Origin of the sequence: Streptomyces sp. C36, assembly GCF_040932295.1 — a bacterium.
Classification (GTDB): Bacteria; Actinomycetota; Actinomycetes; order Streptomycetales; family Streptomycetaceae; genus Streptomyces; species Streptomyces triculaminicus.
Genome location: NZ_JBFQGI010000004.1, coordinates 471,269 through 496,718, shown reverse-complemented (window position 1 = coordinate 496,718; position 25,450 = coordinate 471,269). Strand labels below are relative to the sequence as shown.

Below are 25,450 nucleotides of genomic sequence, written 5' to 3'. Positions count from 1 at the left end.
GCCCCATCCGGAGAACTCCGGGGTACTAGAAGCCGCCACCGACAAAAAGACGGCAGACAGACATCCGAGGCTATGGGAACCACAACTGCAACTGAAATCGACAGTAGCACGCGCCATCCGCCGCCGTATAGAGATTTCCCGGACCGGCGGGTTCGCGCCGGAAATACCGGCGCCGGCGAACACGTAATTTCTGTCGCCGCCGCAAGAGATATTCATCGCTCGAAAATCCTTCGCCCCCGCCCCGCCCGACGGCGCGGCCGCACCCGTCCGGGGACGGGGACCACGCGGCACAAGGCCCTCACCGGCCCAAACCTGCAACGGCCGCGATAGACATCGTTCTCCGCCAGCCGATAGGGTCCCCGCATGGCTCCAGAGGCCCGAAAGAACGCCGCGGGCAATCTCGACGACGACGATTACCCCGCCTACACCATGGGCCGCGCCGCCGAGATGATCGGTACCACGCCCGCCTTCCTGCGGGCCCTGGGCGAGGCCCGGCTCATCACCCCGCTGAGATCCGGCGGCGGCCACCGCCGCTACTCCCGCTACCAGCTGCGCATCGCCGCACGCGCCCGCGAGCTCGTCGACCAGGGCACCCCGGTCGAGGCCGCCTGCCGCATCATCATCCTCGAGGACCAGCTCGAGGAGGCCCTGCGGCTCAACGAGGAACTGCGCCGCCGCGAGAACCGCCCGGATCGCCCTGAGCGGCCCGCCGGCCCCTGAGCGGGCCGCCGGTCAGCCGTTTCCGCGGTCGTCCCCGCCGTCGTCCCCGTCTCCGCTGCCGTCCTCGTCCTCGTCCTCGTACGGCGTCTCCTCGGCGATCCGCTCCGCGATCTCGGTGGCCCAGCCGTGGGCCCAGCGGCGCAGCCCCTCGGTGGCGGCGGCGTCCAGACCGTAGGCGGCGAACTCGCCGTCGTCGATCCAGTCGGCCGCCTCCAGGCGGGCCTGGAGATCGGCCGGATCGAACGTGTCGGAGGCGTGCCGGCGGCCGAACTCCTCCAGCTCGGGGAGGGACCAGCGGGCCGAGGCGGCCCGGACGTCGACGAGGTCCGGGGCCAGGCCCCGGTCGGCCAGGGCGCGCACACGGGTGCCGACGACGTCCTCGGCGGCGAGGACGAGCCCGTACTCCGTACGGACGGGCGGCCGCCACACCGTCTCCTTGAGGAGGACCACCGTGTGCTCCTCCCCGGTCGTGGCGTCGGTCAGCAGGAGCCGGGCCCCGAGCGGGGCGGTGTCGGCCCCGCTCACCCGCCAGCCGCGCTCGGTCAGCCCGGAGCGGACGACCGCCGCGATGTCCTCCATCGGCACCGGGCTGTCGGTGGCCAGCTCCACCTCCCGGCACGGGCGGTCCACCAGGTCGTGCGCCCCCATGGCGTGGCCGCCGGACAGGGCGAGCGGGTACGACGCCCCGACGGCGGCCAGATCGGCGAGCAGCCGCTGGTGCGACCCGGTGAGCCTCATGATCGGGATTATCGCGCAGGCGGGGCCCGCGTGCCGTCAGCGGCCGGGCCAGCCGTCCAGCTGGCGGTGGACCTTGACGGTGGGCCGGGCCGAGCGGTCGGCGGTCGTCGAGGACGGGGCGGCGAGGACGGAGGCGACCTCGGCGGCCAGGGCGTCGGTCTTCTTCCTGAGGTCGGCCGCCGGGAGGCGGGAGGCGCCCAGGGCGTCCAGGCGGCGGTGGATGTCGGCGAGGCGGCGCTGGGCGGCCGGGGTGAGGCGGGTGGCCTTCGGGGTGGAGAGGACGAACTGGTAGGCGCCCGCGAGGGTCTGGCAGCCCGTGCAGTGGTCGTTGACGGCGCGGCCGTTGTTCACGGCGGCGAGCCGGACGTGCTCGCCCGAGAGCGTGACGATCTGGAAGGACAGGGCCACCGACCGGCAGGCGTCGTCGGCGGTGCAGCCCGCCGAGCGGGCGACGGCCCGGTTGTCCACGCGGGCGGCGGCCACCGTGCCGAGCTGGCGGACGGAGAAGCTGTCGCGGAACTGCGTGTGGTGGCGGTGGTCGGCGGTGGTGCGGACGCCGTCGTGCGCGATGGCGACCGCCTCGGCGGCCTGGGCCGGGCCCGCGGTGGCGACCGCGGCGAGGCCGGCGGCCAGCAGGCCGAGGCGCAGGAAGTGACGGGAGGTACGGGACTTCGCAGGCTTCACGGTCTTCTCCTGGAACGGTTCACGGTGACTCACCGCGGTTCACGGTGACGATGGCGGCGACGTGGCCGGCGCGGGTGGCGCCGGGGTGGTGGCCGCCGCGGACGGGCTCGCCGACGGCTCCGGGGCCGGGGCGGGCGTCGGGGACGCGGCCGGGGAGGGCGCGGCCGTGGCAGTGGGCGCCGGTGCGGGCTTGGGCGGGGCGCTCGGCGGCAGGGCGGGCGGGAGCGCGGGGGGCATGGTGGGCGGGAGGACGACGGGCACGGGGGCCTGCGTGGGCTGTGCGGCCGGGGCGGGTGCGGCGGCCGGGGCGCCCGGCGGGGCGGGGACCGCGGCGGGCACCGGCGTCGGCAGTCCGGGGGCGGCCGGCGGGGTGCGCCAGGGCAGCGGCGTCACGACCGGGGCCGCGCCGTCCGGCGCCCAGACACCCGGCTCGTTCTCCTTGGACGGGTCGTGACCCGGCAGGGTGGGGCTCGGGGAGGCCGGGGCGGTGGGCACGTGGGGCTGCAGGATCGGGGCGATCGGCGGCGCGGGCGGCAGCGGCTTGGGCGTGACGCCGCTGGTCCAGGCGTAGGCGAGGGTCGTGGCGACGGCCCCCACGCCCAGGACGAGCCCGACCCTCAGGCGGGGGCGGTCGGCCGTGTAGCGCAGGGCGTTGCGGCCCAGCCGTCCCGAGAGGCGGATGGACAGGTACGTCATGCCGGCCAGCGGAACGATCAGCATGAGGCTGCCGAGCACTCCGGCCAGCCCGGCCGGCAGCTCGCCGGCCGCGAACGCCTCGTAGGTGCCGGTGAGTTGCTGGGTGAGCGAGCGGATGCCGGTGGCGACCAGGCGGGGCAGGTTCCACAGGGCGTAGCAGAGCTCGCCGAGCAGGAAGGGCACCATGGTGAACACCCAGGTGGTGACGATGACGCGCGTCTTGCGTTTGAGGTCGGCGACGGCGGGATCGGGCTTGCGGCCCGGGATCATGCTGAGCAGGATCGGCTTGATCTTGCCGTAGAGGTCCGGGACGCCGGCGAGGTCGCCGAGGATGAAGTAGCCGTCGAGCCGTACGGCCGGCATCAGTTGTTCGAGCACCTCGAAGTGCCCGAGGTAGACGGCGCAGAGCAGGAACGGCTGGCCGGTGACGAAGTACGCCCCGGTCAGCAGCAGCATGAAGACGACGTTGAAGTAGACGCCGCCGAGGTCGGTACGGATCCGCCCGGCGCGCCCGATGCGGTAGACGTCGGTGACGTCGGTGTACATGGACGGCCAGATCAGGAAGATGCCGCAGCCGATGCAGCCGGGATGCGCGCCGTCGTATCTGCACGCCGAGGCGTGCCCGAACTCATGGAACACGAGCGAGGCGACGGTGAGCACGAAGACCACGAGCAGCAGCAACGGCTGGTCGAGGACGCTGAGTACGGGTTCCATCGCGCCGTGGAAGCCGAAGAGCCACACGTCCATGGCGACGGCCAGGGACAGCACGGTCGCGACGACGGGCGGGCGGTGCAGCCAGGCGAGCGAGCGGGCGATGACGGCGACCCGCTTCTCGTTGAAGATCACCCGATGGCCCTTGAGGCTCAGCAGCAGGTCCGAGCGGGGGCCGTGGACCTCGTCGCTCTCCTGGCCCTGCGGCACGGTGATGCCGAGCGGCTCGAGCTTCTTCTCCACCAGGTAGGCGATGTTCTCGCCGCTGACCTCGCGTCCGTATCCGGCGCTGACCTCGGCCGCGACCGCCCGCATGTCGCGCACGCCGTCGATGGCCGACGCGACCAGGTGCAGCAGCCTGGAGAGCTGTACGACCTGGCCGTCGCCGCGCCGGGCGATGTACTTGGGTTCGTTGAAGCCCGAGCCCTGGTATTCGCCGTGCAGCCGCAGCCCGGCGCCGAGCCGCGGGACGACGGCTTCGGCCTCGGACCGCGGCTCGGGCTCCGGCGGCCGCGCGAGCGGCAGCCGGCGGGTGACGTCCTCGGGCTCCCCGGCCCCGTACGCCTCCGGGGCGGCGGTGTACGGAAAGCCGCCGGGCCCCGGCACCGGGGCTCCGGCGTCCCCTGTCCGGACGCCGGACATCCCGGTGTCGATCTGGAGCGTCGCGGTCTCGCCGATGGCGTGATGGCGACTGCGGCCGGCCTCGTGGTCCCCGACCACCGTCATCCACGTCCTCCCCCTCGGCGAAACCGCCTGTTGTCCCCCCTGTCGACGGACCGCGCCTTCCCCTGGACGCGGCCCGCCGAGTGCGTGGGCCGGGCTACTGCTTGATCGAGATGGCCTGGCTCGCCTCGGACTGCGCGACCGCCCAGGGCGAGCTGTCGTTCACGGCCAGGGACTCGTTGTGCGCGTGGACGGTGGCCACGTGCTTGGTGACGTTCGTGGTGCGGGTGAAGCTGAACTTCAGCTTGCCCAGGGCCTCACGGCCCGGCAGCAGCTCGGCGGACTCGGCTTCGAGCTCGATCGGGTTCATGCTCATGGCTGTGCCTTTCTGTACCAACGACGTGTGCAACGACGTGCCGTGCGACCGGTGCGGCCCGCGGACACCTCTGATGACGTTCTGTTGCACGCCTGTCGCCTACGACGGCGTGCGGCCGCGGTGTACTACCGCCGCGGGGTGCTACTGCTGGATGGCGATCGACTGACCGGCCGCGGACTGGGCCACGGCGTCCGGCGAGCAGACGTTGAGCGCCGTCGAGGAGTTGTGCGCCGAGACATTGGCGACGTGCTTGGTGACGTTCGTGGTGCGGGTGAAGCTGAACTTCAGCTTGCCCAGGGCCTCACGGCCCGGCAGCAGCTCAGCGGACTCGGCCTCGAGCTCATGCGCGTCGAGCATGGTCGTCCCCCTCCGGGATGGTGTGTCACGTACTGCGCTCTCGGGCACGGGCAGGACCCCCCGGCCTCGCGTCCGATGCGGTCGGACGGCTTGTCCAACGAGATTGGACACTAGCGGCGGGCGTCCGCCCCGCGCAAGCGGTTCGTCTGGACGCCGCCCGTAGAATCGGTTCCACCCGAGGGACGGGCCAGCCGAGAGCCGAACCGCCGAGAGCAGGAAGCGACCGTCAGTGGCCAACGCACTGCAGCAGTTGATGAGACAGCGCCTGGACCGGCAGGGGTGGTCCTACGGAGAGGTCGCCCGCAGGGGCGGCATCCCCCGCTCGACCGTGCACCATCTGGCCACCGCCGAACGCCTGGTGCGCATGCCGCAGCCCGCCACGCTCGAGGGGCTGTCGCGGGGGCTCGACCTGCCCCTGGACACCGTGCGCCGGGCCGCCGCCGAGGCCTGCGGCATCCACCTCTACCCCGCGAGCCAGGACGCCCCGCAGTCCCCGCCGGACCCCGAGGTCGACCTGCTGATCGCGAGTGTCCAGCGGCTGTCCTCCGACGACCGCCGGCATGTGGCGGCGCTGGTCGAGTCGTTGCTCGAACGCGCGCCCAAGGAGTCACCCTCACAGGACTGAACCGGCCGTTTCCCCGGCATCCCGGCGTCACGGACGCCGCCCTCAACTCCCCCGGTTCCCGGGATGGTTGAATCCAGCGAATATTCCCGTCCGGCCGAGGATCATGCCCGCTCCCGGCTATCGTCTCGATCTGCCGAGGCCAGGGGGAATGCGTGCTCGTTGTCAGTGGTGGCTCGACGTCCAATGCCGTCGTCCGGGGACGCACCGGGGAATCCGTCGTCCTGCTCTCCGGCGACCTGCCCGAAGTGCTCACCGACCGGAGCGTCGACGAACTCCTCGACCTGGCGGCCGCGGTGCTGACCGACGAGGAGATGGGCATGTTCCGCACATGCCTGGGAGCGCTGCGCCGCGGCGAACGGCTGGGCCGGCGACGGGTGGACGTGGGCGGCGCCGTGCTCACGGTCTACTACGAGGGCTGACCGCCTACTACGAGGGCTGACCGCGCCGCCGCCGTCCGCGACGGACGCGCCGGCCGCCGGTGACACGGAGAGCCGCCCCCCGGGATCGCCGGGGGGCGGCTCTCGTGTGCGGGGCGCGCCCCGGTCAGTGGCGGCGGTGCTTGCCGTGCCCGCCGAGCCGGCCGAACAGTCCGCCCGCGTTGCCGGAACCGTTGCCGGAGATGATCGCGACGTCGTCCAGGATGTGCGAGAGCGGGTCGTCGCCGTCGTTGATGACGGAGTTCTCTGTGCACTGCTGCTGCTGCTGCGAGGACAGGATCGGAATGTCCTGGAGGCTGACCGCCCCGAGGACCCCTTGGAGACCCACCTTGCCGATGGCGATGCAGGGCTTGTTGAACGAGCCGTTGATCAGGCCCATCTGAGGGCTCATATAGCCGCCGGTCCAGGTGTTGCCGTACATCTGGGTGGCGCCGTTGGCGTTGTAGGTGTCATTGGAGTCACCGCCTCCGCCGGCCGCCATGGCCGGAGCGGCGGCCCCACCGACGGCGGAGACGGCGAGCGCGGCCGCGGCCATTACCTTTTTGATCACAGTTGTTCCTTCGCTCCGAGCCGACCGGGCCGACGAATGACAGAGAACACCATGTCTAACCCGAAGCGGTCCGCAAAGGTTATCGGGCTTCATTCATTCGGCCCACGGTAATACCCGGCCCTATTCTTTTTTCCACACCATAGGGAAACCCCCTGCGGCGGGTCCCGCACACCCGCCGCAGGGGGAATTCCCAGTGGTCCGGACTCCGGTCAGTGACCGTGACCGTACTCGCCGAAGAGCGGGCCGGCGTTACCCGAGCCGTTGCCCGAGATGATCGGGATCTCGTCCAGGATGTGCGACAGCGGGTCGTCGCCGTCGTTGATCGTGGAGTTGTCGGTGCACTGCTGCTGCTGCTGGGACGTCAGGATCGGGATGTCCTGGAGGTTGATCGGAACCGCACCGAGCAGGCCCTGCGCGTTGATCTTCCCGATGCCCAGGCACGGCTTGTTCAGCGTGCCCTGGATCAGGCTCATCTGCGGACTTTCCTTGCCGCCGGTGTGCGTGTTGCCGTAGCCGGTCTTCGCACCGTTGGCGTTGAAGACATCCTGGTCGTTGCCGATGGCCATCGCGGGGGAGGCGATGGCGCCGACCGCGGAAGCCGTCAGGGCGGTCGTCGCGAGTACCTTCTTGAGCACGTCAATTGCCTTTCGATCGAGTAGCGCCCCCACTGAGAAAGCGTTCTGAATAACTCCGGCCCATTCGGGAAGTTCCGGGCATTACTCAGGCTTTCACTCATTCGAGCCAGTGGGCGCCGCTACCGCGAAATCGGAATCAACGGGCAAGCCTTCGATAGGAAAAAATGCTGGTCAGCGTGACGTAGCGATACTGCCCGCCACGTTCGCTGCGCAATTCGCCGCGTTCTATGAGGTGGGCGACGGTCCACGGCGTCAGCCCGAGCAACGAGGCCGCGGTCCGCACCGGGACGCTCAGCCCCTCGAAGACCGCGGGGACGGGCTCCTCGGCCGCACCGCCGTCCACCTCGTGGCCCACCGCGTCGTAGTCGTGTACGGCGTAGTAGTCGATCGCGGCAGCAATGACTCGTGCCATCCCGACGCCACCATCCCCTCGGTCCAGTCGCGTTTTTCGTACTTGCCGCCAGGCCAGCCAGCTCCGCCGGAAGAGTATGCAGCCCCTAACCGGGCGTCAAGTATGCTTTTTACTTACTTGTCGACAGGTAAGAGACCGCTCAACGAAAAATCCCGGCCACAAGGAACCGGCCAGCGGCGGCCGGGTGACGCCGCATCACGTCGATCGGTTGACCGCGAACACGGTGACCAGCGGAGAGTTTTGTTCACGCCCGTCCGGCGCCGCCGCGGGGGCGGCATCGCCCCGAGTGCCCGGCAGGAGGACGGCGGGCGCCGCGACCACCGCCCCTACGCCCCCTGGAGTACCGGTGTCGGGCGGTAACCCCGTGCCGATCAGGTCCTGGAGGACGATCTTTCTCCCCTAACGTGTGCGGGAGGCCCACCTGTACTTACTTGCCAGCGGGTTAGTTGAGTACATGTGCGACGGACGACGGACAGCAGGAGAGTGAGCCCATGGGCAGCACGCCACAGCCCCGCAAGAGCGACACCCGCGAGCGCATCCAGAAGACGGCACTGGACCTGTTCGTGTCACGGGGCTACGAGAAGACGTCGCTGCGCGAGATCGCCGAGGAGCTCGGGGTCACCAAGGCCGCGCTGTACTACCACTTCAAGACCAAGGAGGACATCCTCGGCGCCCTCTCCGAGCAGCTCGGGCGGCCCGTCGACGAGCTCATCGCCTGGGGCGAGGCCCAGCCCCCCACCCTGGAGACCAAGCGCGAACTACTGCGCCGCTACAGCGCGGCCCTGCGGGACGCCGCCCCGATCTACCGCATCCTGCAGGAGAACCAGGCGACGCTGCGCGAGCTGACCATCGGCGAGACGCTGCGCCGGCGGGTGACCGCCGTCTCCACGCTCATCCAGTCGGGTGACGGGGCGTTGGAGAGCTCCGTACGGTCCTCCAGCGCCCTGCTGACGGTCCATTTCGGAACCTTCGCCCTGGACGGCGTGAAGGGCGACCCCGAGGACAAGCGTGCCGCCCTCCTGCGGGTCGCCCTGGAGATCCTGGACTCGGCCGGCCGCGCGGAGGCGGAGCCGGCCGCGGTCCGGTGACCCCGCACGGCCCCCGCGAGCACTCCATACCGTCGAGTCGGTTTGATGGCTCGCCGCAGGGCCGCCGGCGGGTCCGGGCCGCTTCCCGGAACGGATCCGCCCCGTCAGCCGGCGGCGATCAGCTGCCCGTCCTCCGCCCGGCCCGCGGTTCGCTCGGCCTCGGCCAGCGCCAGCGCGCGGGGACCGCGGCCGGGGCTCATGTCGAGCCGGGCCAGCACCGAGGGCACCGCCACGCTGGGCATCAGGTGCTCATAGAGCACGATGGCCCGGCGCTCGAGGTCGGCGCGGTTGGTGACCGCCTGGGACATGGTGTTGATGCCCGCGTACGCGCCGACGATCAGCTCGGCGGTGTCGCCCGGCACCACATGGGGCAGCACCTCGCCGCGCTCCTTGCCCTCCACCAGGACCCGGGTGTGCACCTCGGTCCAGCCGTTGAAGGGGCTGGCGCGGTTGAGGTTCGACGAGCCGTGCTCGAGCGTCAGCCGGACGCTGCCGCGCAGCAGCGGGTCCTCGACCATTCGACAGGCGAAGATCATTCCCATGTCGACCAGCTGCTGCATCTTGCAGGTGCCGGCCAGGTCGGACGGATCGGGGACGGTCGACATCTGGGCGTCTATCACCGCGAGCGCCAGTTCCTCCTTGGAGGCGAAGTGGAAATACAACGCCCCCTTGGTCACCTCGGCCCGCGCCAGGATCTCCGTAATGGTGGCGGCGTCGTAGCCCCGCTCGTCGAACACCACCGCGGCCGCTTCCAGAATGGACTGGCGAGTCCTGATCGCACGGTCCTGCTTTGCCACGGTTGCCTCCGGATCAATTGGGTCTCTTCGCCGCAAGTCGGCGGCGAGGACGACGGGTGCACCCCCCTGGTGCGGTTGTCGCCCCCGAAATCAAACCGGCGAGTCCGTATCCTATCAAGCCCGGCCTCGCAATCTGGCGCAATTCTCACCCTGGGGAATGTCTTCCGCCAGGTCGAATCACAGTGGCCGAATCACACCATGGTGAATCCGCCGTCCACCGGCACGGTGGCGCCGGTGACAAAGGACGCCCGGTCGCTGAGCAGCCAGGCGGCGGCCTCGGCGATCTCCTCGGGCTCCGCCGTGCGGGGCTGCGGCGTCGCCGCGTGCAGCGCCTCCTCGATGCCCGGGTTCTGGGCGAACCAGTCCGCGACGACCTCGCTGCGGGTGGTGCCCGGGGCCACGGCGTTGACCCGGATCCCCTGGGCGGCGTACTCCGCGGCGGCCGCCTTAGTGAAGCCGATGACCGCGTGCTTGGCCGCCACGTACGGGGCCGCGACCGGCGTCGCCAACAGGCCGCCGACGCTGCTGTTGTTGACGATCGTGCCGCCGCCGTTGGCCAGCATCGCGGCGATCTCGTCGCGCAGGCAGTTCCACACGCCGCGGGCGTTGACGTCCATGATGCTGTCGTACGCGGCGTCGTCCATCAGGTGCAGCGGGGTGCGCCCCATGCCCCAGCCGGCGTTGTTGAACGCCGAGTCCAGCCGTCCGTACCGCTCGAGGACGAAGCCCACGGCGCGCCGGGTGTCCTCGCGCCGGGAGACGTCCGTGACCACGTACGCGGCCTCGGCGCCCGTGCCCCGCAGCTCCTCCACCAGCTCGCGCAGCCGGTCCTCGCGCCGGGCGGCCAGCACCACCGTGGCCCCCTCGCGCGCGAACACCCGCGCGGACGCGGCGCCGATGCCGCTGCTGGCTCCCGTGATCAGTGCGACCCTGCCCCGGAGCAGCCCGTGCTCACCGGCCATCATGCGTACCCTTTTTCTTCCTCGTCTGCGCCGGACCCCGACCACAGGGTTCCGGCCTCGGCCTCCGCGTCGACCGCGCGCAGCAGCGGCTCGTCGATCGCGGACAGTGAACCGACCACGTGCCGCACGCCCGCCGCGCGCATCAGCTCGCCCTGGAAGCCGTGCGGGAAACCGGAGGGGTGGCCGATGAAGGCGGTGCCGAGGGTGCGCGCCGTCTCCGCGACGCGGGCGACGTCGTCGATGAACAGCGCCTCGTCGGGGCGCAGTCCGAAGACGCCCTCGGCGATCTCGGTGATGCCTGGCCGGAAATCGTTGGTGCACACATACCCCGGGCCGTCGAAGAGCGCGGCGTGCGCTCCGAGGTACCGGGTGAAGTGGGAGGCGTCGAGTCCGCCGTAACAGACCGTGCGCAGCCCGAGGGCGCGCAGCCGGTGCAGCAGGTCCAGGGCTCCGTCGAGGAGGCGGATCGGGTCGCCGGCGAGGTAGTCGGCGCGCTCCTCGAAATAGGCCTCGAGAACGCGTTCGGGGGCCCAGTCCAGGCCGGCCGCCTCGCCCATGGCGCGGGCGGCCACCAGCTGCGGCTGGGAGAAGACGGCCCGCTCGACATCGGCGGTGTAGCGCCCGCCGCGACGGGTGACGAAGCGGTGGATCATCGGACTGAACGTGTCATTGAGAAGCACGCCGTCGATATTGACGGCGGCCAGTCGTATCCGGCTCAGCGGAGCGGCCACAATCAACCTCCATTGTTGGGGGAAGAGCCTCGAAATTAAACCGTCCCGTCCGGATGTTCCGCACGCGAGAGGTAACTCACATCGGGGCTGATCGGCCGTCAACCGCCTTGTATCTTGGCCCCCCGGAGGGCGTTGGCCGGGGAAACCGTAGCACTTTAAAAGAAAACCCGATGGCGCGCACCTTGACATTGGCGGCCATCCGGCCCGCTCTTCTTATCCACTGAGGGGGAAACATGTACCCGTCCACGACCGTGCCGGGGTCCTTCGCGCCCGATCTGCCCCGGCTGACGACGACGGTGCCCCGCGAGTTCGTCCATCGCGCGGCCGTGGCCGAGGTGCTGCTCACCGGGTGGAGCCGAGTGGACGACGAGCGCTTTCGCGTCCGCGCCCAATGGCCACGCGGGCACAGCTTCTTCACGCCGGTGAGCGGCGGGTGGCACGACCCCATGATGGTCGCCGAGACGGTCCGCCAGGTCGGCTCGCTCCTGGCCCACGCGGAGTTCGACGTGCCCCTCGGCTACCAGTTCCTGATGTGGCACCTGGACTACACGGTCCACACCGAGCATCTGGCGATCGGGGCGGCGCCCGCCGAGCTGGTGCTGGACGTCCGCTGCTCGGAGGTACGGCGGCGGGGGCGGGTCCTGACCGGCATGCGCTACGACGTCGTCGTCCACCGCGACGGCGCGGTCGCCGCGACCGGCAGCGCGTCCTTCACCTGCACCTCACCGGAGGTCTACCGCAGGATCCGCGGCCCCCGACTGCCGGGCACCCCCACCGAGGCGGGCTCACCGCCCGTGGCGCCCGAACACGTGGGGCGCGCATCGGTCTTCGACGTGGTCCTGGGCGGCGACGACCGGGACCGCCCGGGGCGCTGGCTGCTGCGGGCCGACGGCCGGCACCCCATACTCTTCGACCACCCCGTCGACCACATCCCCGGCATGGTGCTGCTGGAGGCCGCCCGGCAGGCCGCCACCGCCCTGGCCCCGCACCCGGTGGTCTTCCCCGCGTCCCTGACCGGCGCCTTCCACCGCTACGCGGAGCTGGACAGCCCCGTACGGATAGCCGCCGACCGCGACGACCCGGACGCGTCGGGGTCCTTCGTCACCCGCGTCAGCGGGCATCAGGACGACGAGCTGCTCTTCTCCTGCACGATCTCGGCGGCACCCCCGCCCGCCGGTCCCGCGGCGGTGTGAGACCGCCGGGTCGGCCGGGTCAGCCGGGTCGGCCGGGTCATTCGCCGACCGGCCGGTCGCCGTCCTGCTCCGCCTCGTCCTTGGACGCCCCGTCCTCGGCGCTCTTCTTCTTCTCCTCCTCCGCGCGCTTCTTCTCCTCCTCCTTCTTCTGCTCTTCCTTCTTCTTTTCCTCTTCGCGTCGCTTGTCGCCCGGCTTCTGCTTGTCCGCCGTGTCCTGCGGGAAGGTGAGCTGCTTTCCCATCCATTCCAGCGTCGGGGAGATCTCCCGCCGCCATGTGGTGAAGTTGTGGCTGCCCGACGGAAGGATGATCTTCGCGGCCGTCATGGGTTCCTTGACCGCGGCGAGGAACTTCTTCGTCTCCTCGTAGTTCTTCTCGCCCTTTTCGCTGCTGGTGACGAGCACCGACACATGCGGGACAGGGAGATTCTTCAGCCGCCAGATCAGGTCGTGCTCGCGCTGCCGCTTGCGGCCCGCCTCGTCGTCGCCGAAGAGCTTTCCGGTGGTGAGATCATTCTTGATCTTGTAATCGGCGGACAGGGCGCCCGCGACGGGATAGATCCCAGGCTGTCGCATGGCCAGTTCGAGGGCGCAGGTGCCGCCCGAGGAATAGCCCATGACGCCCCAGGCGCTCGCCTCGTGGCCGACCCGGTAGGCGCTCCTGAGGGCTTCGGGAAGGTCCTTGGTGAAATACGTTTCGGCCTGCGGGCCGTCGGGGACGTCCACGCATTCGGTGTCGCGCGGCGGGGCGATGGTCGGCCGGACCATCACCACGATGGTGGGCTGCATCCGGCGCTCGGAGATGAGGGCGCTCGCGGTCTTCGGAACCTGCAGATACTGGGAAAGGTTGTTGATGCCGCCCGGATAGCCGCTGATGGCCACGATGACGGGGAAGCGGGCCCGCTCGTACTGCTTCTGGAAATACTGCGGCGGAAGATAGACGAAGGCGGGCTCGATCACGTTGGCCCGGCGGGCGACCAGGCGCACCGACTCCAGCGCGCCGACCCGGTCCCGGGGGCCCTTGGGCAGCGCGGCCCGGTCGAGGCCCTCCGAGCCCGCCGGGCGCACCAGGCCGCCCTTGCCCGCGTCGACCCGGGCGTTGCCGCCGGCCTCGGCGGCACCCTGGGTGACCTGTCCCTGCGACCGGTCGTACCTGCCGATCAGCTCGCCCCAGGTGCCGAAGAAGCTGTTGGCGGAATTCACCGCGAGCAGCACCGTGGACATGATCGTCAACTGGGTCACCAGGATCGCGCCGAGGCGTCCCAGGACGGGCAGCGGACCCCGCCCGGCGAGCCTCGGCCAGAGCCATATCGTGAGCCCCACACACACGATGGCGACGAACGCCACCGTGTACAAGAGTGACCGGCTGGTCAGGCCCATGCGCCCCTCAACTCCCTGCCCCCGTGGTGGGTACTCATGTTCGGTCCCGGCAATAGTCACCGATAAAGAGGCGGGAACGGGCGGACAGGGTTGCCCTATGACCGTTTATTGCCCCGCTCTTGTCCTGCCGGTGTCCTGTTCTTCTCCCGGCGTTCCCGGCAACGAATCCCGGCTCGGGCCGGTTACCCGCGGTGGATGACGGCGAGCCGACGCGCAGATGGAGGCTGGCCGAACCCTGCCTTCCGCTGGATGGTGAAAAGACGGCTCCGCGGTGGGGGCACCGCCCGGTGACAGCCGGGGAAGGGCCGGTGGAGGTGGGCGAGATGACCGGCACGACACACGGCCCCGGGCACGGCGCGGCCAATCCCTATCTGAGCGGCCTCTACGCGCCGGTGCGGGACGAGACGACGGCGGTCGACCTGCCGGTGACCGGCACGCTTCCCGAGTCCCTGCGCGGCCGTTACCTGCGCAACGGCCCCAACCCGCTGCACGTGGACGACCCGGCCGGCTACCACTGGTTCGGCGGCGAGGGAATGATCCACGGCGTGCGGCTGCGCGACGGCCGCGCCGAGTGGTACCGCAACCGCTGGGTGCGCTCGGACGCGGTGGCCGGGCGGCTCGGCGAGAAGCTGCTGCACGGCCCGCGCCACCTGGACATGGACTTCGCGCCCAACACCCATGTGCAGTTCTTCGCCGGGCACTGCCTGGCGCTGGTCGAGGGCGGCACCCTGCCCTACGAGCTCGACCCGGAGCTCTACACGATCGGGCCGTTCGACTTCCACGGCACGCTGCCGGGCGGGCTGTCCGCGCACCCCGTCGTCGACCCGCGCGACGGCGAGCTGCACGCGGTGTCCTACTGCCTGGCCTGGCCGTATGTGCAGTACGTCGTCGCCGGCGTCGACGGACGGATCCGCCGGCACGTGGAGATCCCCGTCCCGGGGCATCCGATGATGCACGCCTTCTCGCTCACCGAGCGGTACGTGCTGCTGTACGACCTCCCGGTCGTCTTCGCCGGGAACGGCCGCGCGGACGGCCCGCATCCGGTCTGGGTGCCCGGGCGGCCGGCCCGCCTGGGGGTGCTGCCGCGCGAGGGGGCCGCGCACGAGGTGCGCTGGCTGGAGACGGACCCCTGCTTCGTCTTCCACCCCATGAACGCCTTCGAGCACGACGGCCACTTCATCACCGTGCACCTCGTCCGCTACGACCGTTTCTTCGACACCGGCCGCCCCCGGCCCGGCGAGCGGACGGCGCACCTGGAGCGCTGGACCGTCGACCTGGCCGCGGGGACCGTGCGCCGGCAGCGGGTGGACGACCGCCCGGTGGAGTACCCCCGTGTCGACCCGCGCCGGCTGAGCCGGCGGCACCGCTACGGCTACGCCATGCGCGAGCGGACGGCGGAGGCGGACACCGCCCTGCTCAAGTACGACCTGGAGCGCGGCGGCTGCGTGGAGTTCGAGGTTCCGGCGGGCGGCGACGTGGGCGAGGGGGTGTTCGTCCCCGCGGCGCCGCACGCGGCCGAGGACGACGGCTGGGTGCTGGCGTACGCCTACGCGCCGGAGCGCGCCGCCACGGACCTGGTGGTGCTGGCCGCCCAGGACTTCGCCGCCGGGCCCGTGGCGCGCGTCCATCTGCCGGTGCGGGTGCCGCTGGGCTTTCACGGCAACTGGATTCCCGATCACGAATGACCGGATACGCACCGCTGAAGACCGCAATGCCCCGGGATGACACGTACTGACGGCGTGTCGGGCGTGAAGGGACGGGACCGGACTTGACGGCTAGCCTTACGTAGTCGCCAGCCAGGGGATTTATCCCCGCACTACGGACAATTCACTCGCACCCGAGACACATGAAGGACATCTCCCCATGGGCATTCGGAGTCTGCTGCGGAACGCGTTCGGCCGGTCCAGAACAGCCGGGCGCGACGAACCGAGCCTGCCTCAGCAGAGTGCGGGGCCCGACGACAGCGCCGCCGCCGCCGTGTCCGTCCCGGCCCAGCCGACCGCCGAGACCGCCGACCGCACCCGCCCCACCGTCCCCGACCCCGGCCCGCTCGGCCCGATCCCCACGCCCGGCCCGCCCCGGCCCCAGCCGGTCCCCGAGCCGGTCCCCGAGCCCGAGCCCCAGCCGCACCCCATGCCGTCCCCGAAGCCCGTCCCCGAGCCGGAGCCGGCCCCGAGGCCCGCACCGGGCCCCTTCCCCGACCCCACCCCCGGCCCGGACCCCGAGCCCTCCCCCGCGATGACGGCCGCCGGTGACGGCGCCCCGGCCGTCAGCCTGGAGAAGGTCCGGCAGACCGCGCCCGGCCTGGTGAGCCTCTACAAGTCCGCCGGCGTCTCGCTGCGCAAGCAGGGCCTGGCCGGACAGCGCGCGGCCGTCTACCTGGTCCTCGACCGGTCGGGCTCCATGCGCGGCTACTACAAGGACGGCACCGTCCAGCACCTCGCCGAGCAGGCGCTGGGGCTCGCGGCCAACCTGGACGACGACGGCGTCGTGCCGGTCGTCTTCTTCTCCACCGACGTCGACGGCACCGCCGAGCTCGACCTGAGCGACTACGACGGCCGGATCCAGGAGCTGCACGAGTCCTACGGGCACATGGGCCGCACCAACTACCACTGGGCCATCGAGGCCGTCGTCGACCACTACACGAAGTCGGGCGCGACCGACCCGGCCTTCGTCATCTTCCAGACCGACGGCGCCCCGTACAGCAAGCCGGCCGCCGAGCGGGCGCTGTGCGAGGCGGCGAAGCTGCCGATCTTCTGGCAGTTCGTGGGCTTCGGCGACCCCGAGGGCAAGGGCTTCGACTTCCTGCGCAAGCTGGACGACCTGCCGGTGCCGGACAAGCGCGTGGTCGACAACGCCGGCTTCTTCCACGCGGGCCGCGACCCGCGGCTGGTGTCGGACGACGAGCTCTACCGGGAACTGATGGTCGAGTTCCCCGAGTGGTTGTCCGAGGCGCGAGCCGCCGGGATCGTGCGCTAGCGAGCGCTCCGGGCCGTACGAGGGCCGCCCGCCATGGCCGGCGGGCGGCCCTCGTCGTACGGAGCGACCGCCGAAATATCACTCTCCGTGGCGACCCTCCGGCTGATCAGGTTCCGCCCCAGTGGGCATGCATAAGGCGTGAGCAAAGAAATTCCCGCCGGCGCCTATGCCGTCGATACCAGGACCGGCCGGCTCGGACAGGTCATGGACCACCACGCCGGTTACGTACAGCTACGGCCGCCGCGCGGCGGGCTCGAGTGGAACTGCCCGCCCGAGCACGCGCGTCCCGTGGCCGAGGAGGAGACGGGCGACGGCGAGCGGAGGTGGCGCCCGTGACCGCACGAACGGTTTTCCTCTTCGGGACCTGGACACTGCAGCCCGACCAGGAGCCGGACGCGGAGCCGCTCACCTACGCCATGGAGTGCGCGGTGTGCGGTGCCGCCTCGGAGCCGAGCGAGGACGCGGCGGTGGCCCAGAGCTGGACGTTCAAGCACGCCGGGCGCAACCCCGCGCACCACACGTACAGAGAGCTGATCACCCGGCCCTGGCGGGCCTGGATGCGTTGACACAGCCGTCACAAACACCGCCCGTCGCCCCACCGGCCCTCGGATACGCTAAAGGTGCACCTCAACCTGAACACACACCGACCAGGGAGCAGCCGCAATGGCTCGACACCTCATCACCAGCGCCCTTCCGTACATCAACGGGATCAAGCACCTGGGCAACATGGTGGGGTCCATGCTCCCGGCGGACGTCTACACCCGCTTCCTGCGCCAGACCGGCCGCGAGGCGCTGTACATCTGCGCGACCGACGAGCACGGCACGCCTGCCGAGCTGGCCGCCAAGGAAGCCGCGCTGCCCGTCGCCGAGTTCTGCGCCCAGCAGCACGAGGCGCAGAAGGCGATCTACGACGGCTTCGCGCTGTCCTTCGACTACTTCGGCCGCAGCTCCTCGCCGGAGAACCGCGAGATCACCCAGCACTTCGCCCGTCAGCTGCAGAAGAACGGGTTCATCGAGGAGCGCTCGATCCGCCAGGTGTACTCCCTGGCCGACGGCCGCTTCCTGCCCGACCGCTACATCGTCGGCACCTGCCCGCACTGCGGCTACGACAAGGCCCGCGGCGACCAGTGCGAGAACTGCACCCGCGTCCTGGACCCGACCGACCTGATCGACGCCCGTTCGGCGATCAGCGGCAGCGGCGAGCTGGAGGTCCGCGAGACCAAGCACCTCTTCCTCCTGCAGTCGAAGCTGCAGGGCGAGGTCGAGGCCTGGATCGACGAGCACGGCAAGGACTGGCCCATCCTGGCCTCCTCGATCGCCCGCAAGTGGCTGACCGAGGGTCTGAACGACCGCGCCATCACCCGCGACCTGGACTGGGGCGTGCCCGTCCCGGCCGACACCTGGCCGGAGCTGGCGGCCGAGGGCAAGGTCTTCTACGTCTGGTTCGACGCGCCGATCGAGTACATCGGTGCCACCAAGGAGTGGGCGGGCCAGGACGAGGCGAACCGCGACTGGAAGTCGTGGTGGTACGAGGCCGACGACGTGCGCTACACGCAGTTCATGGCCAAGGACAACGTCCCCTTCCACACGGTGATGTTCCCGGCCACCGAGCTCGGCACCCGTGAGCCCTGGAAGAAGGTCGACTACGTCAAGGCCTTCAACTGGCTGACGTACTACGGCGGCAAATTCTCCACCTCGCAGAAGCGCGGCATCTTCACCGACGCCGCCCTGGAGATCCTGCCGGCCGACTACTGGCGCTACTTCCTCATCGCCAACGCGCCGGAGTCGGACGACACCTCCTTCACCTGGGAGCACTTCGCCGCCTCGGTGAACAAGGACCTCGCCGACACCCTCGGCAACTTCGTCAACCGCGTGCTGTCGTTCTCGCGCAAGCGCTTCGGCGACAACGTCCCCGCGGGCAACGAGGAGGGCGAGGCCGAGGCGCAGCTGGGCCACCAGATCGCGGAGCTGCTCGCGGAGTACGAGCGGCACATGGAGGAGCTGCAGTTCCGCAAGGCCGCGCAGGCTCTGCGCGCCCTGTGGAGCGCGGGCAACTCCTACCTGGAGACCAAGGCCCCCTGGCTGGAGATCAAGACCGACCCCGAGGGCGCCGCGCTCACGCTGCGCACGGCGATGAACCTCATCCACCTCTACGCGGTCGTCTCCGAGCCCTTCATCCCGGCCTCGGCCGCGGCCATGCGCTCGGCCTTCCAGCTCGAGGGCGACACCGCGACCTGGGTGACCCAGGACGAGGCCCGCTCCCTGACGTTCGTCCCGGCGGGTACGCCCTTCACCGTGCCGCCGGTGCTCTTCGCGAAGATCACCGAGGACGACCTGGCCTCGTACGTCGAGCGCTTCGGCGGCGGTGACGGCGAGGCGTAGGCGCCGCCTTCCACACGGACGAAGGGCCCGGAACCGACGCGGTTCCGGGCCCTTCGCGCACCCGTTGATCGTTCGGCAATCGATCGTTCAGCCCGCCCGGTGACCATGAGGGAGTCGATACTCGGGGGAAGACGAGGAAGAGCAGTGTTCGAGAAACGCATCACCGTGAACGTCCGGGCCGCCGACGAACTGGGCCGTCATCGCATCATCAGGCAGCTGCGGACCCTGCCCGGGGTCGGCGTCGTCCGGGGGGACGAGGACGCCACCGTGGACATCCTGATCATGGGACGGCACGACGACGCCGCCCCCGGCGAGCTGCGCCGGCTGGCGCGCGCGGGCCGCGCGCCGCTGGTGGTGGTCGCCGAGGAGCTGGGCGAGACGGAGCTGATGGCCGTGGCGGAGTACGGCGTGCGGTCCGTGCTGTGGGGCGAGAGGCTGACGCCGGGCCGGCTGTCGCGGGCGGTCCACCAGGCGGCGGGCTGCTGCCCGAGAGTGCCCATGACCGCCGCCCTGGTCTGACCGCCCCCGAACGTGCGAACGCCGCCGGGCGGGCTCGGTGTCGAGCCCGCCCGGCGGCGTTCACGCGGTACGGGTGTTACTTCGCCTGCGGCTTGCGGAGCGAGAGGTGGAGCTCCTTCAGGCGGGCCTCGTCGACCTCGCTCGGGGCGCCCATCAGCAGGTCCTGCGCGTTGCCGTTGAGCGGGAACGCGATGGTCTCGCGGATGTTCGGCTCGTCGGCCAGCAGCATCACGATGCGGTCGACACCCGGGGCGATGCCGCCGTGCGGCGGGGCGCCGAACTTGAAGGCGCGCAGCATGCCGCCGAACTCCTTCTCGACCTCCTCCTTCGAGTAACCGGCGATCTCGAAGGCCTTGTACATGACCTCGGGCTCGTGGTTACGGATGGCGCCGGAGGACAGCTCGGTGCCGTTGCAGACGATGTCGTACTGCCAGGCCAGGATGTCCAGCGGGTCCATCGTCTCCAGGGCCGTCAGGCCGCCCTGGGGCATGGAGAAGGGGTTGTGGGAGAACTCGATCTTGCCGGTCTCCTCGTCCTTCTCGAACATCGGGAAGTCGACGATCCAGCAGAAGCGGAAGACGTTCTCCTCGAACTGGCCGGCGCGCTTGGCGGCCTCGACGCGCACGGCGCCCATGATCTTGGAGACCTCGTCGAACTCGCCGGCGCCGAAGAAGATCGCGTGGCCGGGCTCGAGGCCCAGGCGCTCGGCGAGGGCCTTGACGTTCTCCTCGGTGAGGAACTTGGCGATCGGGCCGGTCAGGGCGTTGCCCTCACCGACGCGGACCCACGCCAGGCCCTTGGCACCGTGCTCGACGGCGAACTCGCCGAGGCCGTCGAAGAACTTGCGCGACTGGTCCTGGAGGTCCGGCACGGCCAGCGCACGGACGTGCTTGCCGGCGAAGGCCTTGAACTCCGAGCCGGCGAAGACGTCGGTGACGTCGACGAGCTCCAGCTTGGCGCGCAGGTCCGGCTTGTCGGAGCCGTACTTGAGCATCGCCTCGCGGAAGGGGATCCGCGGGAACGGCGAGGTGACGTGGCGGCCGTTGCCGAACTCCTCGAAGAGGTCGGTCATGACCTTCTCGATGACCTGGAAGACGTCCTCCTGCTCGACGAAGGACATCTCCATGTCGAGCTGGTAGAACTCGCCCGGCGAGCGGTCGGCGCGCGCGTCCTCGTCGCGGAAGCAGGGCGCGATCTGGAAGTAGCGGTCGAAGCCCGCGATCATCAGCAGCTGCTTGAACTGCTGCGGGGCCTGCGGCAGCGCGTAGAACTTGCCGGCGTGCAGACGCGAGGGCACCAGGAAGTCGCGCGCGCCCTCGGGGGAGGTGGCGGACAGGATCGGGGTGGCCAGCTCGTTGAAGCCGAGGTTGGTCATCTTCTCGCGGATGGAGGCGATGACGGCGGAGCGCAGCATGATGTTGCTGTGCATGCGCTCGCGGCGCAGGTCGAGGAAGCGGTACTCCAGGCGGCGCTCCTCGTTCACCCCGTCCTCGGCGTTGATCGTGAAGGGGATCTGCTCGGCCGCGCCGAGCACCTCCACCTCCGTGACCTCGATCTCGATCTCGCCGGTGGGCAGCTCGGGGTTGACGTTCTCGGCGCCACGGCTCATGACCTTGCCGTCGACGCGGACGACGGTCTCCTTGGTCAGGTGGCTGAGGGCCTCGTTGGCGGCGGTGCCGGGGCGGGCCACGAGCTGGACCAGACCGTGGTGGTCCCGCAGGTCGATGAAGAGGATGCCGCCCAGGTCGCGCCGATTGTGCAGCCAGCCACTCAGACGGACGTCGGTGTCGACGTCAGCCGCACGGAGCTCGCCGCAGTTGTGGGACCGGTACCGATGCATCGTTCATCCAAGTCGGGTCGAGGGCGTTGGTCGTATAGCGCGCCGTGCCGAGCTGCACAGGGCGCCCGCACCGGGTTACCGTGCGGGCAGTGTGCATACAGCACCCAGCAAGGGTATCGCCCCACCCGGCATCGGTGGTCTCTGCTGCGCATACCTGCATAAAGTGGGGCAATGCGCACCGAGGACGTACTGGCCGCCGTCGCGACCGGACTGTGGCACTGGGACAACGCCTCGCGCAGGGTCACCTTCGACGCCGAGGCCGCGCGGCTGCTGGGCATGCCCCCCACCCGCGTGGAGCTGACCGAATCCGCCGCCCGCGCCCGCTTCCACGCGGTGGACTGGGTGGAGGTCCAGGGCATCATCAACCTCGCCGTGGCCGAGGGCACCCTCGCCGAGGCCCGGATCCGGGTCGTCGACGAGGAGGGCCGGGTGCTGCGGACCGTACGGAGCCGCACCAGGCCCGTCGGGCGCGACGGCGACTACACCCTCGTCGGCACCATCGAGGAGGTCCCCGAGCCGCAGCCGGGCACCACCGCCGCCCGCACCCCGGTCACGGGCGACTGGCGGCGCAACCGCGAGGCCTTCCTGCTGGACGCCGGCCGGGCGCTGGCCGAGGCGCGCTCGACGGCCGAGGTGCTGCGGGTGGCGGCGACGCTGTCGATGCCCGGCTTCGAGCCGTCGGGGCTGGCCGTCTTCGTCGGCGAGGGCGGCCGGGTCAAGCTCATCGGGCACCACGGCTACGCGCCGGGCGACATGGAGGAGTTCCTCGACCAGCCCATGGACACCGGCGACCCGGCCGCCGAGGTGATCCGCACCGGGCGCGCCGTCTATCTGCCCTCCCCCGAGGACTACAACCGCCGCTTCCCGGCCATCTACCCCCTCGTGGAGCGCTTCGGCCGGCGGTCCTGGGCCTTTCTGCCGCTGATCAACGCGGGCCGCACCATCGGCGCCTGGATGGCCGGCTTCAGCGTCCCGGTCTCCTTCACCCCCGACGAGCGCTCGGTGCTCACCACCGTCGCCCGGATGCTCGCCCAGGCGCTCGGCCGGGCCAGCGTCCACGAGTCCGAGCGCGAGCTGACCGTCGGCCTGCAGCGCTCGATGATGCCCACGCTGCGGCCCGACGTCCCCGGCATGTCCGTCGCCGCGCGCTACGTGCCCACCGGCGGCGGCCTGGAGGTCGGCGGCGACTGGTACGACATGATCCCGCTGCCCAACGGGAAGATCGCCCTGGTCATCGGGGACGTCCAGGGACACGACGTGCGCGCCGCCGGGCTCATGGGGCAGCTGCGGATCGCCCTGCGCGCGTACGCCTCCGAGGGCCACCACCCCGACGCCGTGCTCTCGCGCGCCTCCCGCTTCCTGGCCGGCATCAACGACGACGTGGACTCCGGCGAGCCGTCCGCCGACCAGCGCTTCGCCACCTGCCTCTACATCGAGGCCTGCCCCAACAGCGGACTGCTGGTCATCGCCCGCGCCGGCCACCCGGACCCCGCGATCCGGCTCAGCGACGGCACCATGCTCGTACGCCCCACGGCGGGCGGGCTGCCGCTGGGCATCGTGCCCGACACCGACTACCCCATCACCCGGATCGCCCTCGAGCCCGGCGAGACGATGCTGGTCTGCACCGACGGCCTGATCGAGACGGGCGGCCACGACCTGGAGACCGGCTGGAACCGGCTGCGGGAGGTCGTCGAGGGACATCCGGTGGACGGCGACGGCGGCAATCTCGAGAAGCTCGCCGACGCCCTCGTCCAGGCCGTCCACGGGCCGCCCTCGCACTACACCACCGGACCGCTCATCGACCGCCGCGAGGACGACATCGCCCTGCTGCTCCTGCGCCGCGAGCTCCCGGCGCCCACCGAGGTGGGCGCGCCGCCCGTCGTGCCCCGGCCGCCCCGGCGCACGGTGGTGACCATCGCCCAGGCCGAGCCCGAGCGGATCGCCGAGGCCCGCCGGCACATCCGCGACCTCATGCACGACTGGCCCGACCCGGACCAGACCGACTCGGCGGTGCTGATGGTCTCCGAGATGGTCACCAACGTGCTGGTCCACACGGACGGGGACGCGCTGCTGATCGCCGAGATATCGGGGCGGCCGGGCGAGCGGCGGATACGGGTCGACGTCGAGGACTCCAGCGACGAGCTGCCGCACCGCCGGCAGCCGGGGGAGATGGCCTCCTCCGGCCGCGGGCTGGTGCTGATGGAGCTGCTCGCCGAGGCGTGGGGCGTCGATCCCCGGGGCGAGGGCAAGAACATCTGGTTCGAGCTCTTCGAACCCGCCCGGGAGACGGACTTCGACGCGATCACCTGACCCGTCCCCCGGGCTGCCGCCCGGCGGGCGCGGCTGGTTGCGGCGGTCCTCCGCCGGGGTGAGCCTGGAGTCAGAGGGCTCCGAGTTCATCACGCGGACGAGGAGGGCTCATGAGCCAGAACCCGTGGCAGGACCGCCAACCCCCTCCGGAGGACCGGCCCCCTTCCCGGCCTCCGCCCGGCAGCGAGGAACCCACCCGTGCCGACGGCGTTTCCGGATATCCGCCGCCCCCGCCGCAGGGCCGGCCCTCCGGAGCCCCGCAACCCGGCGCGGCGCCCCCGCCCGGCTCCTGGCCCCCTCCGCCGGGCGCCCGGCAGCAGCCGGGCCCGTACACCCCGCCGGGCACGTACCCTCCCGGCTACGGCGCTCCCCAGCAGCAGCCGTACTACGGCGTGCCGCCCCCGCGACCGGCCAGCCATCTGGTCTGGGCGATCATCTCGATCATCCTCTTCTGGCCGCTCGGCATCGCGGCGGTGATCTTCGCCGCGCAGGTGAACAGCAAGTACGAGATGGGCGACTACGCGGGAGCGGCGGACTCGTCGTCGAAGGCACGGCTGTTCTCGCTGATCGCGACGATCATCGCGGCGATCGGCATCGTGCTCTTCATCGTCTTCGCCGCGCTGACGGCTTCCTGGTGGAGCGATTACAACCCGGGCAACGGCTATTGACCGCCGTCACTCCTCGCCCACCGGGATCGTGCCGAGCCGTCCGGCCTGGAAGTCCTCGAAGGCCTGCTTGAGCTCGGCGTCGGTGTTCATCACGAACGGTCCGTAGTGCCGCATGGGCTCGCGGATCGGCAGCCCGCCCAGCAGGACGAACTCGAAGTTCGGGCTGCGGGACTCCTGTGTGGCGTCGGCCGTGACGGTGAGGGAGCCGCCGTCGCCGAAGACCACGGTGCGTCCCGTGCCGAACGGGCGCCGCTCGGTGCCCGCGGTGCCGCGCCCGGCGAGGCCGTAGGCGAGGGCGTTGAAGTCGGGGCGCCAGGGGAGGGTGAGCTCGGCGCCCGGGCTCAGGGACACGTGCGCCATCGTGATGGGCGTGTGGGTGATGCCGGGGCCCTGGTGGCCGCCGTCCTCTCCCTGGAGCTCGCCCGCGATGAGGCGGATGAGCGCGCCGCCGTCCGGGGACGTGAGCAGCGCGACCTTCCCGCCGCCGATGTCCTGGTAGCGGGGCGGCATCATCTTGTCCTTCTTCGGCAGGTTCACCCACAGCTGGAGGCCGTGGAACAGTCCGCCGCTGACGACGAGCTCCTCCGGCGGGGCCTCGATGTGCAGCAGCCCGGAGCCGGCGGTCATCCACTGGGTGTCGCCGCCGTTGATCGTGCCGCCGCCCCCGTGGGAGTCGCGGTGCACGAAGGTGCCGTCGATCAGATAGGTGACGGTCTCGAAGCCGCGGTGGGGGTGCCAGGGGGTGCCCTTGGGCTCACCGGGCGCGTACTCCACCTCGCCCATCTGGTCCATCATGATGAACGGGTCGAGGTAGGCGTGGTTGATCCCCGCGAACGCCCTGCGCACGGGGAAGCCCTCGCCCTCGAACCCTCCCGGCGCGGTGCCCACGTGCAGCACGGGGCGCTGCGGCGCCGTCCGCGCGGGTGCGGCGACACGGGGCAGGACCAGCAGATTCTCTACGGTCACGGCGGGCATTTCGGCCTCCTCGGGTGGTTGCGC

At 70.9% G+C, this 25,450-nt stretch carries 27 protein-coding genes; 13 read left to right on the top strand and 14 right to left on the bottom strand.

All coding sequences use genetic code 11. The features are described 5' to 3' along the window. Positions 1–363 precede the first annotated feature (363 nt). Positions 364–720: a MerR family transcriptional regulator gene (locus tag AB4K12_RS15820; RefSeq protein ID WP_368434803.1), complete on the top strand. Its 357-nt coding sequence runs from the start codon at positions 364–366 to the stop codon at positions 718–720. A 12-nt stretch (positions 721–732) separates the two neighbouring features. Here the strand turns inward: AB4K12_RS15820 and AB4K12_RS15815 are convergent, their stop codons facing one another. The 5 genes from AB4K12_RS15815 to AB4K12_RS15795 all read right to left on the bottom strand — a co-directional run bounded on the left by AB4K12_RS15815 (position 733) and on the right by AB4K12_RS15795 (position 4,945). Then, positions 733–1,458, bottom strand: coding sequence for a hypothetical protein (locus AB4K12_RS15815; RefSeq protein WP_368434802.1), 726 nt, complete (start codon positions 1,456–1,458; stop codon positions 733–735). A gap of 36 nt (positions 1,459–1,494) precedes the next feature. Further along, positions 1,495–2,142 (bottom strand): hypothetical protein, encoded by a 648-nt coding sequence (locus AB4K12_RS15810; RefSeq protein WP_368434801.1) that lies wholly within the window; start codon positions 2,140–2,142, stop codon positions 1,495–1,497. A 39-nt stretch (positions 2,143–2,181) separates the two neighbouring features. Beyond that, the gene (locus tag AB4K12_RS15805; RefSeq protein WP_368434800.1) at positions 2,182–4,275 is read right to left on the bottom strand and encodes a hypothetical protein; all 2,094 of its coding nucleotides are present in this window, start codon (positions 4,273–4,275) and stop codon (positions 2,182–2,184) included. Between the two features lie 94 nt (positions 4,276–4,369). Continuing rightward, a complete protein-coding gene (locus AB4K12_RS15800) occupies positions 4,370–4,588 on the bottom strand; it encodes a hypothetical protein (protein WP_086573511.1) in 219 nt (72 codons plus the stop codon). Between the two features lie 141 nt (positions 4,589–4,729). Continuing rightward, positions 4,730–4,945, bottom strand: a complete 216-nt coding sequence (locus AB4K12_RS15795; protein WP_190063589.1) for a hypothetical protein — start codon at positions 4,943–4,945, stop codon at positions 4,730–4,732. Between the two features lie 229 nt (positions 4,946–5,174). Here AB4K12_RS15795 and AB4K12_RS15790 point away from each other — a divergent pair, with 229 nt between their 5' ends. Further along, positions 5,175–5,570 carry a helix-turn-helix transcriptional regulator gene (locus AB4K12_RS15790; protein ID WP_086573508.1) on the top strand — a complete coding sequence of 132 codons (396 nt, stop codon included), beginning with the start codon at positions 5,175–5,177 and terminating at the stop codon, positions 5,568–5,570. A gap of 152 nt (positions 5,571–5,722) precedes the next feature. Beyond that, the gene (locus AB4K12_RS15785) at positions 5,723–5,989 is read left to right on the top strand and encodes a hypothetical protein (protein WP_086573506.1); all 267 of its coding nucleotides are present in this window, start codon (positions 5,723–5,725) and stop codon (positions 5,987–5,989) included. Between the two features lie 124 nt (positions 5,990–6,113). On the opposite strand, the gene AB4K12_RS15780 is transcribed toward AB4K12_RS15785, so the two are convergent. The 3 genes from AB4K12_RS15780 to AB4K12_RS15770 form a co-directional block, all read right to left on the bottom strand. After that, positions 6,114–6,557, bottom strand: coding sequence for a rodlin (locus tag AB4K12_RS15780; protein WP_368434799.1), 444 nt, complete (start codon positions 6,555–6,557; stop codon positions 6,114–6,116). 209 nt (positions 6,558–6,766) lie between these two features. Then, positions 6,767–7,192, bottom strand: coding sequence for a rodlin (locus AB4K12_RS15775; protein WP_368434798.1), 426 nt, complete (start codon positions 7,190–7,192; stop codon positions 6,767–6,769). 136 nt (positions 7,193–7,328) lie between these two features. After that, positions 7,329–7,604 (bottom strand): hypothetical protein, encoded by a 276-nt coding sequence (locus AB4K12_RS15770; RefSeq protein ID WP_368434797.1) that lies wholly within the window; start codon positions 7,602–7,604, stop codon positions 7,329–7,331. A gap of 491 nt (positions 7,605–8,095) precedes the next feature. Here AB4K12_RS15770 and AB4K12_RS15765 point away from each other — a divergent pair, with 491 nt between their 5' ends. Beyond that, positions 8,096–8,692: a TetR/AcrR family transcriptional regulator gene (locus AB4K12_RS15765; protein WP_368434796.1), complete on the top strand. Its 597-nt coding sequence runs from the start codon at positions 8,096–8,098 to the stop codon at positions 8,690–8,692. 104 nt (positions 8,693–8,796) lie between these two features. On the opposite strand, the gene AB4K12_RS15760 is transcribed toward AB4K12_RS15765, so the two are convergent. The 3 genes from AB4K12_RS15760 to AB4K12_RS15750 all read right to left on the bottom strand — a co-directional run bounded on the left by AB4K12_RS15760 (position 8,797) and on the right by AB4K12_RS15750 (position 11,182). Beyond that, complete coding sequence (locus AB4K12_RS15760) at positions 8,797–9,489, bottom strand: ScbR family autoregulator-binding transcription factor (protein ID WP_368434795.1); 693 nt, start codon at positions 9,487–9,489, stop codon at positions 8,797–8,799. A gap of 191 nt (positions 9,490–9,680) precedes the next feature. Further along, a complete protein-coding gene (locus AB4K12_RS15755; protein WP_086573514.1) occupies positions 9,681–10,451 on the bottom strand; it encodes an SDR family NAD(P)-dependent oxidoreductase in 771 nt (256 codons plus the stop codon). Beyond that, complete coding sequence (locus tag AB4K12_RS15750) at positions 10,451–11,182, bottom strand: HAD family phosphatase (protein ID WP_368434794.1); 732 nt, start codon at positions 11,180–11,182, stop codon at positions 10,451–10,453. The genes AB4K12_RS15755 and AB4K12_RS15750 overlap by 1 nt, the downstream gene beginning before the upstream one ends. Positions 11,183–11,415: 233 nt before the next feature. Between AB4K12_RS15750 and AB4K12_RS15745 the strand changes: the two genes are divergently transcribed. Beyond that, the gene (locus AB4K12_RS15745) at positions 11,416–12,375 is read left to right on the top strand and encodes a ScbA/BarX family gamma-butyrolactone biosynthesis protein (protein WP_368434793.1); all 960 of its coding nucleotides are present in this window, start codon (positions 11,416–11,418) and stop codon (positions 12,373–12,375) included. A gap of 37 nt (positions 12,376–12,412) precedes the next feature. Here the strand turns inward: AB4K12_RS15745 and AB4K12_RS15740 are convergent, their stop codons facing one another. After that, positions 12,413–13,696: an alpha/beta hydrolase gene (locus AB4K12_RS15740; protein WP_368434792.1), complete on the bottom strand. Its 1,284-nt coding sequence runs from the start codon at positions 13,694–13,696 to the stop codon at positions 12,413–12,415. Positions 13,697–14,076: 380 nt separating this feature from the next. On the opposite strand from AB4K12_RS15740, the gene AB4K12_RS15735 reads away from it, so the two are divergent. The 6 genes from AB4K12_RS15735 (at position 14,077) to AB4K12_RS15710 (ending at position 19,633) form a co-directional block, all read left to right on the top strand. After that, complete coding sequence (locus AB4K12_RS15735) at positions 14,077–15,438, top strand: carotenoid oxygenase family protein (protein WP_368434791.1); 1,362 nt, start codon at positions 14,077–14,079, stop codon at positions 15,436–15,438. Between the two features lie 178 nt (positions 15,439–15,616). After that, complete coding sequence (locus AB4K12_RS15730; RefSeq protein ID WP_368434790.1) at positions 15,617–16,732, top strand: VWA domain-containing protein; 1,116 nt, start codon at positions 15,617–15,619, stop codon at positions 16,730–16,732. 138 nt (positions 16,733–16,870) lie between these two features. Further along, positions 16,871–17,068 carry a hypothetical protein gene (locus AB4K12_RS15725; RefSeq protein WP_368434789.1) on the top strand — a complete coding sequence of 66 codons (198 nt, stop codon included), beginning with the start codon at positions 16,871–16,873 and terminating at the stop codon, positions 17,066–17,068. Then, complete coding sequence (locus tag AB4K12_RS15720) at positions 17,056–17,298, top strand: hypothetical protein (RefSeq protein ID WP_368434788.1); 243 nt, start codon at positions 17,056–17,058, stop codon at positions 17,296–17,298. The genes AB4K12_RS15725 and AB4K12_RS15720 overlap by 13 nt, the downstream gene beginning before the upstream one ends. Before the next feature lie 97 nt (positions 17,299–17,395). Further along, positions 17,396–19,114 (top strand): methionine--tRNA ligase, encoded by a 1,719-nt coding sequence (metG, locus tag AB4K12_RS15715; protein ID WP_368434787.1) that lies wholly within the window; start codon positions 17,396–17,398, stop codon positions 19,112–19,114. Positions 19,115–19,258: 144 nt separating this feature from the next. Further along, entirely contained in the window at positions 19,259–19,633 is a 375-nt protein-coding gene (locus AB4K12_RS15710; protein WP_368434786.1) for a DNA-binding response regulator, read from the top strand. 76 nt (positions 19,634–19,709) lie between these two features. On the opposite strand, the gene aspS is transcribed toward AB4K12_RS15710, so the two are convergent. Further along, positions 19,710–21,473 carry an aspartate--tRNA ligase gene (aspS, locus tag AB4K12_RS15705; protein ID WP_368434785.1) on the bottom strand — a complete coding sequence of 588 codons (1,764 nt, stop codon included), beginning with the start codon at positions 21,471–21,473 and terminating at the stop codon, positions 19,710–19,712. A gap of 171 nt (positions 21,474–21,644) precedes the next feature. Between aspS and AB4K12_RS15700 the strand changes: the two genes are divergently transcribed. Both AB4K12_RS15700 and AB4K12_RS15695 read left to right on the top strand, forming a co-directional pair. Continuing rightward, positions 21,645–23,783 carry a SpoIIE family protein phosphatase gene (locus AB4K12_RS15700; RefSeq protein ID WP_368434784.1) on the top strand — a complete coding sequence of 713 codons (2,139 nt, stop codon included), beginning with the start codon at positions 21,645–21,647 and terminating at the stop codon, positions 23,781–23,783. Positions 23,784–23,893: 110 nt separating this feature from the next. Then, entirely contained in the window at positions 23,894–24,451 is a 558-nt protein-coding gene (locus AB4K12_RS15695) for a CD225/dispanin family protein (protein ID WP_368434783.1), read from the top strand. 6 nt (positions 24,452–24,457) lie between these two features. Here the strand turns inward: AB4K12_RS15695 and AB4K12_RS15690 are convergent, their stop codons facing one another. After that, complete coding sequence (locus AB4K12_RS15690; RefSeq protein WP_368434782.1) at positions 24,458–25,426, bottom strand: pirin family protein; 969 nt, start codon at positions 25,424–25,426, stop codon at positions 24,458–24,460. Positions 25,427–25,450: the final 24 nt, after the last annotated feature.

Bases quoted from the DNA above. Each gene is read 5' to 3' on its own strand.
- AB4K12_RS15700 (WP_368434784.1), top strand. From the start codon at position 21,645: ATGCGCACCGAGGACGTACTGGCCGCCGTCGCGACCGGACTGTGGCAC.
- AB4K12_RS15820 (WP_368434803.1), top strand. From the start codon at position 364: ATGGCTCCAGAGGCCCGAAAGAACGCCGCGGGCAATCTCGACGACGAC.
- aspS (WP_368434785.1), bottom strand. From the start codon at position 21,473: ATGCATCGGTACCGGTCCCACAACTGCGGCGAGCTCCGTGCGGCTGAC.
- AB4K12_RS15795 (WP_190063589.1), bottom strand. From the start codon at position 4,945: ATGCTCGACGCGCATGAGCTCGAGGCCGAGTCCGCTGAGCTGCTGCCG.
- AB4K12_RS15755 (WP_086573514.1), bottom strand. From the start codon at position 10,451: ATGGCCGGTGAGCACGGGCTGCTCCGGGGCAGGGTCGCACTGATCACG.
- AB4K12_RS15745 (WP_368434793.1), top strand. From the start codon at position 11,416: ATGTACCCGTCCACGACCGTGCCGGGGTCCTTCGCGCCCGATCTGCCC.
- AB4K12_RS15805 (WP_368434800.1), bottom strand. From the start codon at position 4,275: ATGACGGTGGTCGGGGACCACGAGGCCGGCCGCAGTCGCCATCACGCC.
- metG (WP_368434787.1), top strand. From the start codon at position 17,396: ATGGCTCGACACCTCATCACCAGCGCCCTTCCGTACATCAACGGGATC.
- AB4K12_RS15770 (WP_368434797.1), bottom strand. From the start codon at position 7,604: ATGGCACGAGTCATTGCTGCCGCGATCGACTACTACGCCGTACACGAC.
- AB4K12_RS15730 (WP_368434790.1), top strand. From the start codon at position 15,617: ATGGGCATTCGGAGTCTGCTGCGGAACGCGTTCGGCCGGTCCAGAACA.
- AB4K12_RS15735 (WP_368434791.1), top strand. From the start codon at position 14,077: ATGACCGGCACGACACACGGCCCCGGGCACGGCGCGGCCAATCCCTAT.
- AB4K12_RS15815 (WP_368434802.1), bottom strand. From the start codon at position 1,458: ATGAGGCTCACCGGGTCGCACCAGCGGCTGCTCGCCGATCTGGCCGCC.
- AB4K12_RS15695 (WP_368434783.1), top strand. From the start codon at position 23,894: ATGAGCCAGAACCCGTGGCAGGACCGCCAACCCCCTCCGGAGGACCGG.
- AB4K12_RS15765 (WP_368434796.1), top strand. From the start codon at position 8,096: ATGGGCAGCACGCCACAGCCCCGCAAGAGCGACACCCGCGAGCGCATC.
- AB4K12_RS15690 (WP_368434782.1), bottom strand. From the start codon at position 25,426: ATGCCCGCCGTGACCGTAGAGAATCTGCTGGTCCTGCCCCGTGTCGCC.
- AB4K12_RS15800 (WP_086573511.1), bottom strand. From the start codon at position 4,588: ATGAGCATGAACCCGATCGAGCTCGAAGCCGAGTCCGCCGAGCTGCTG.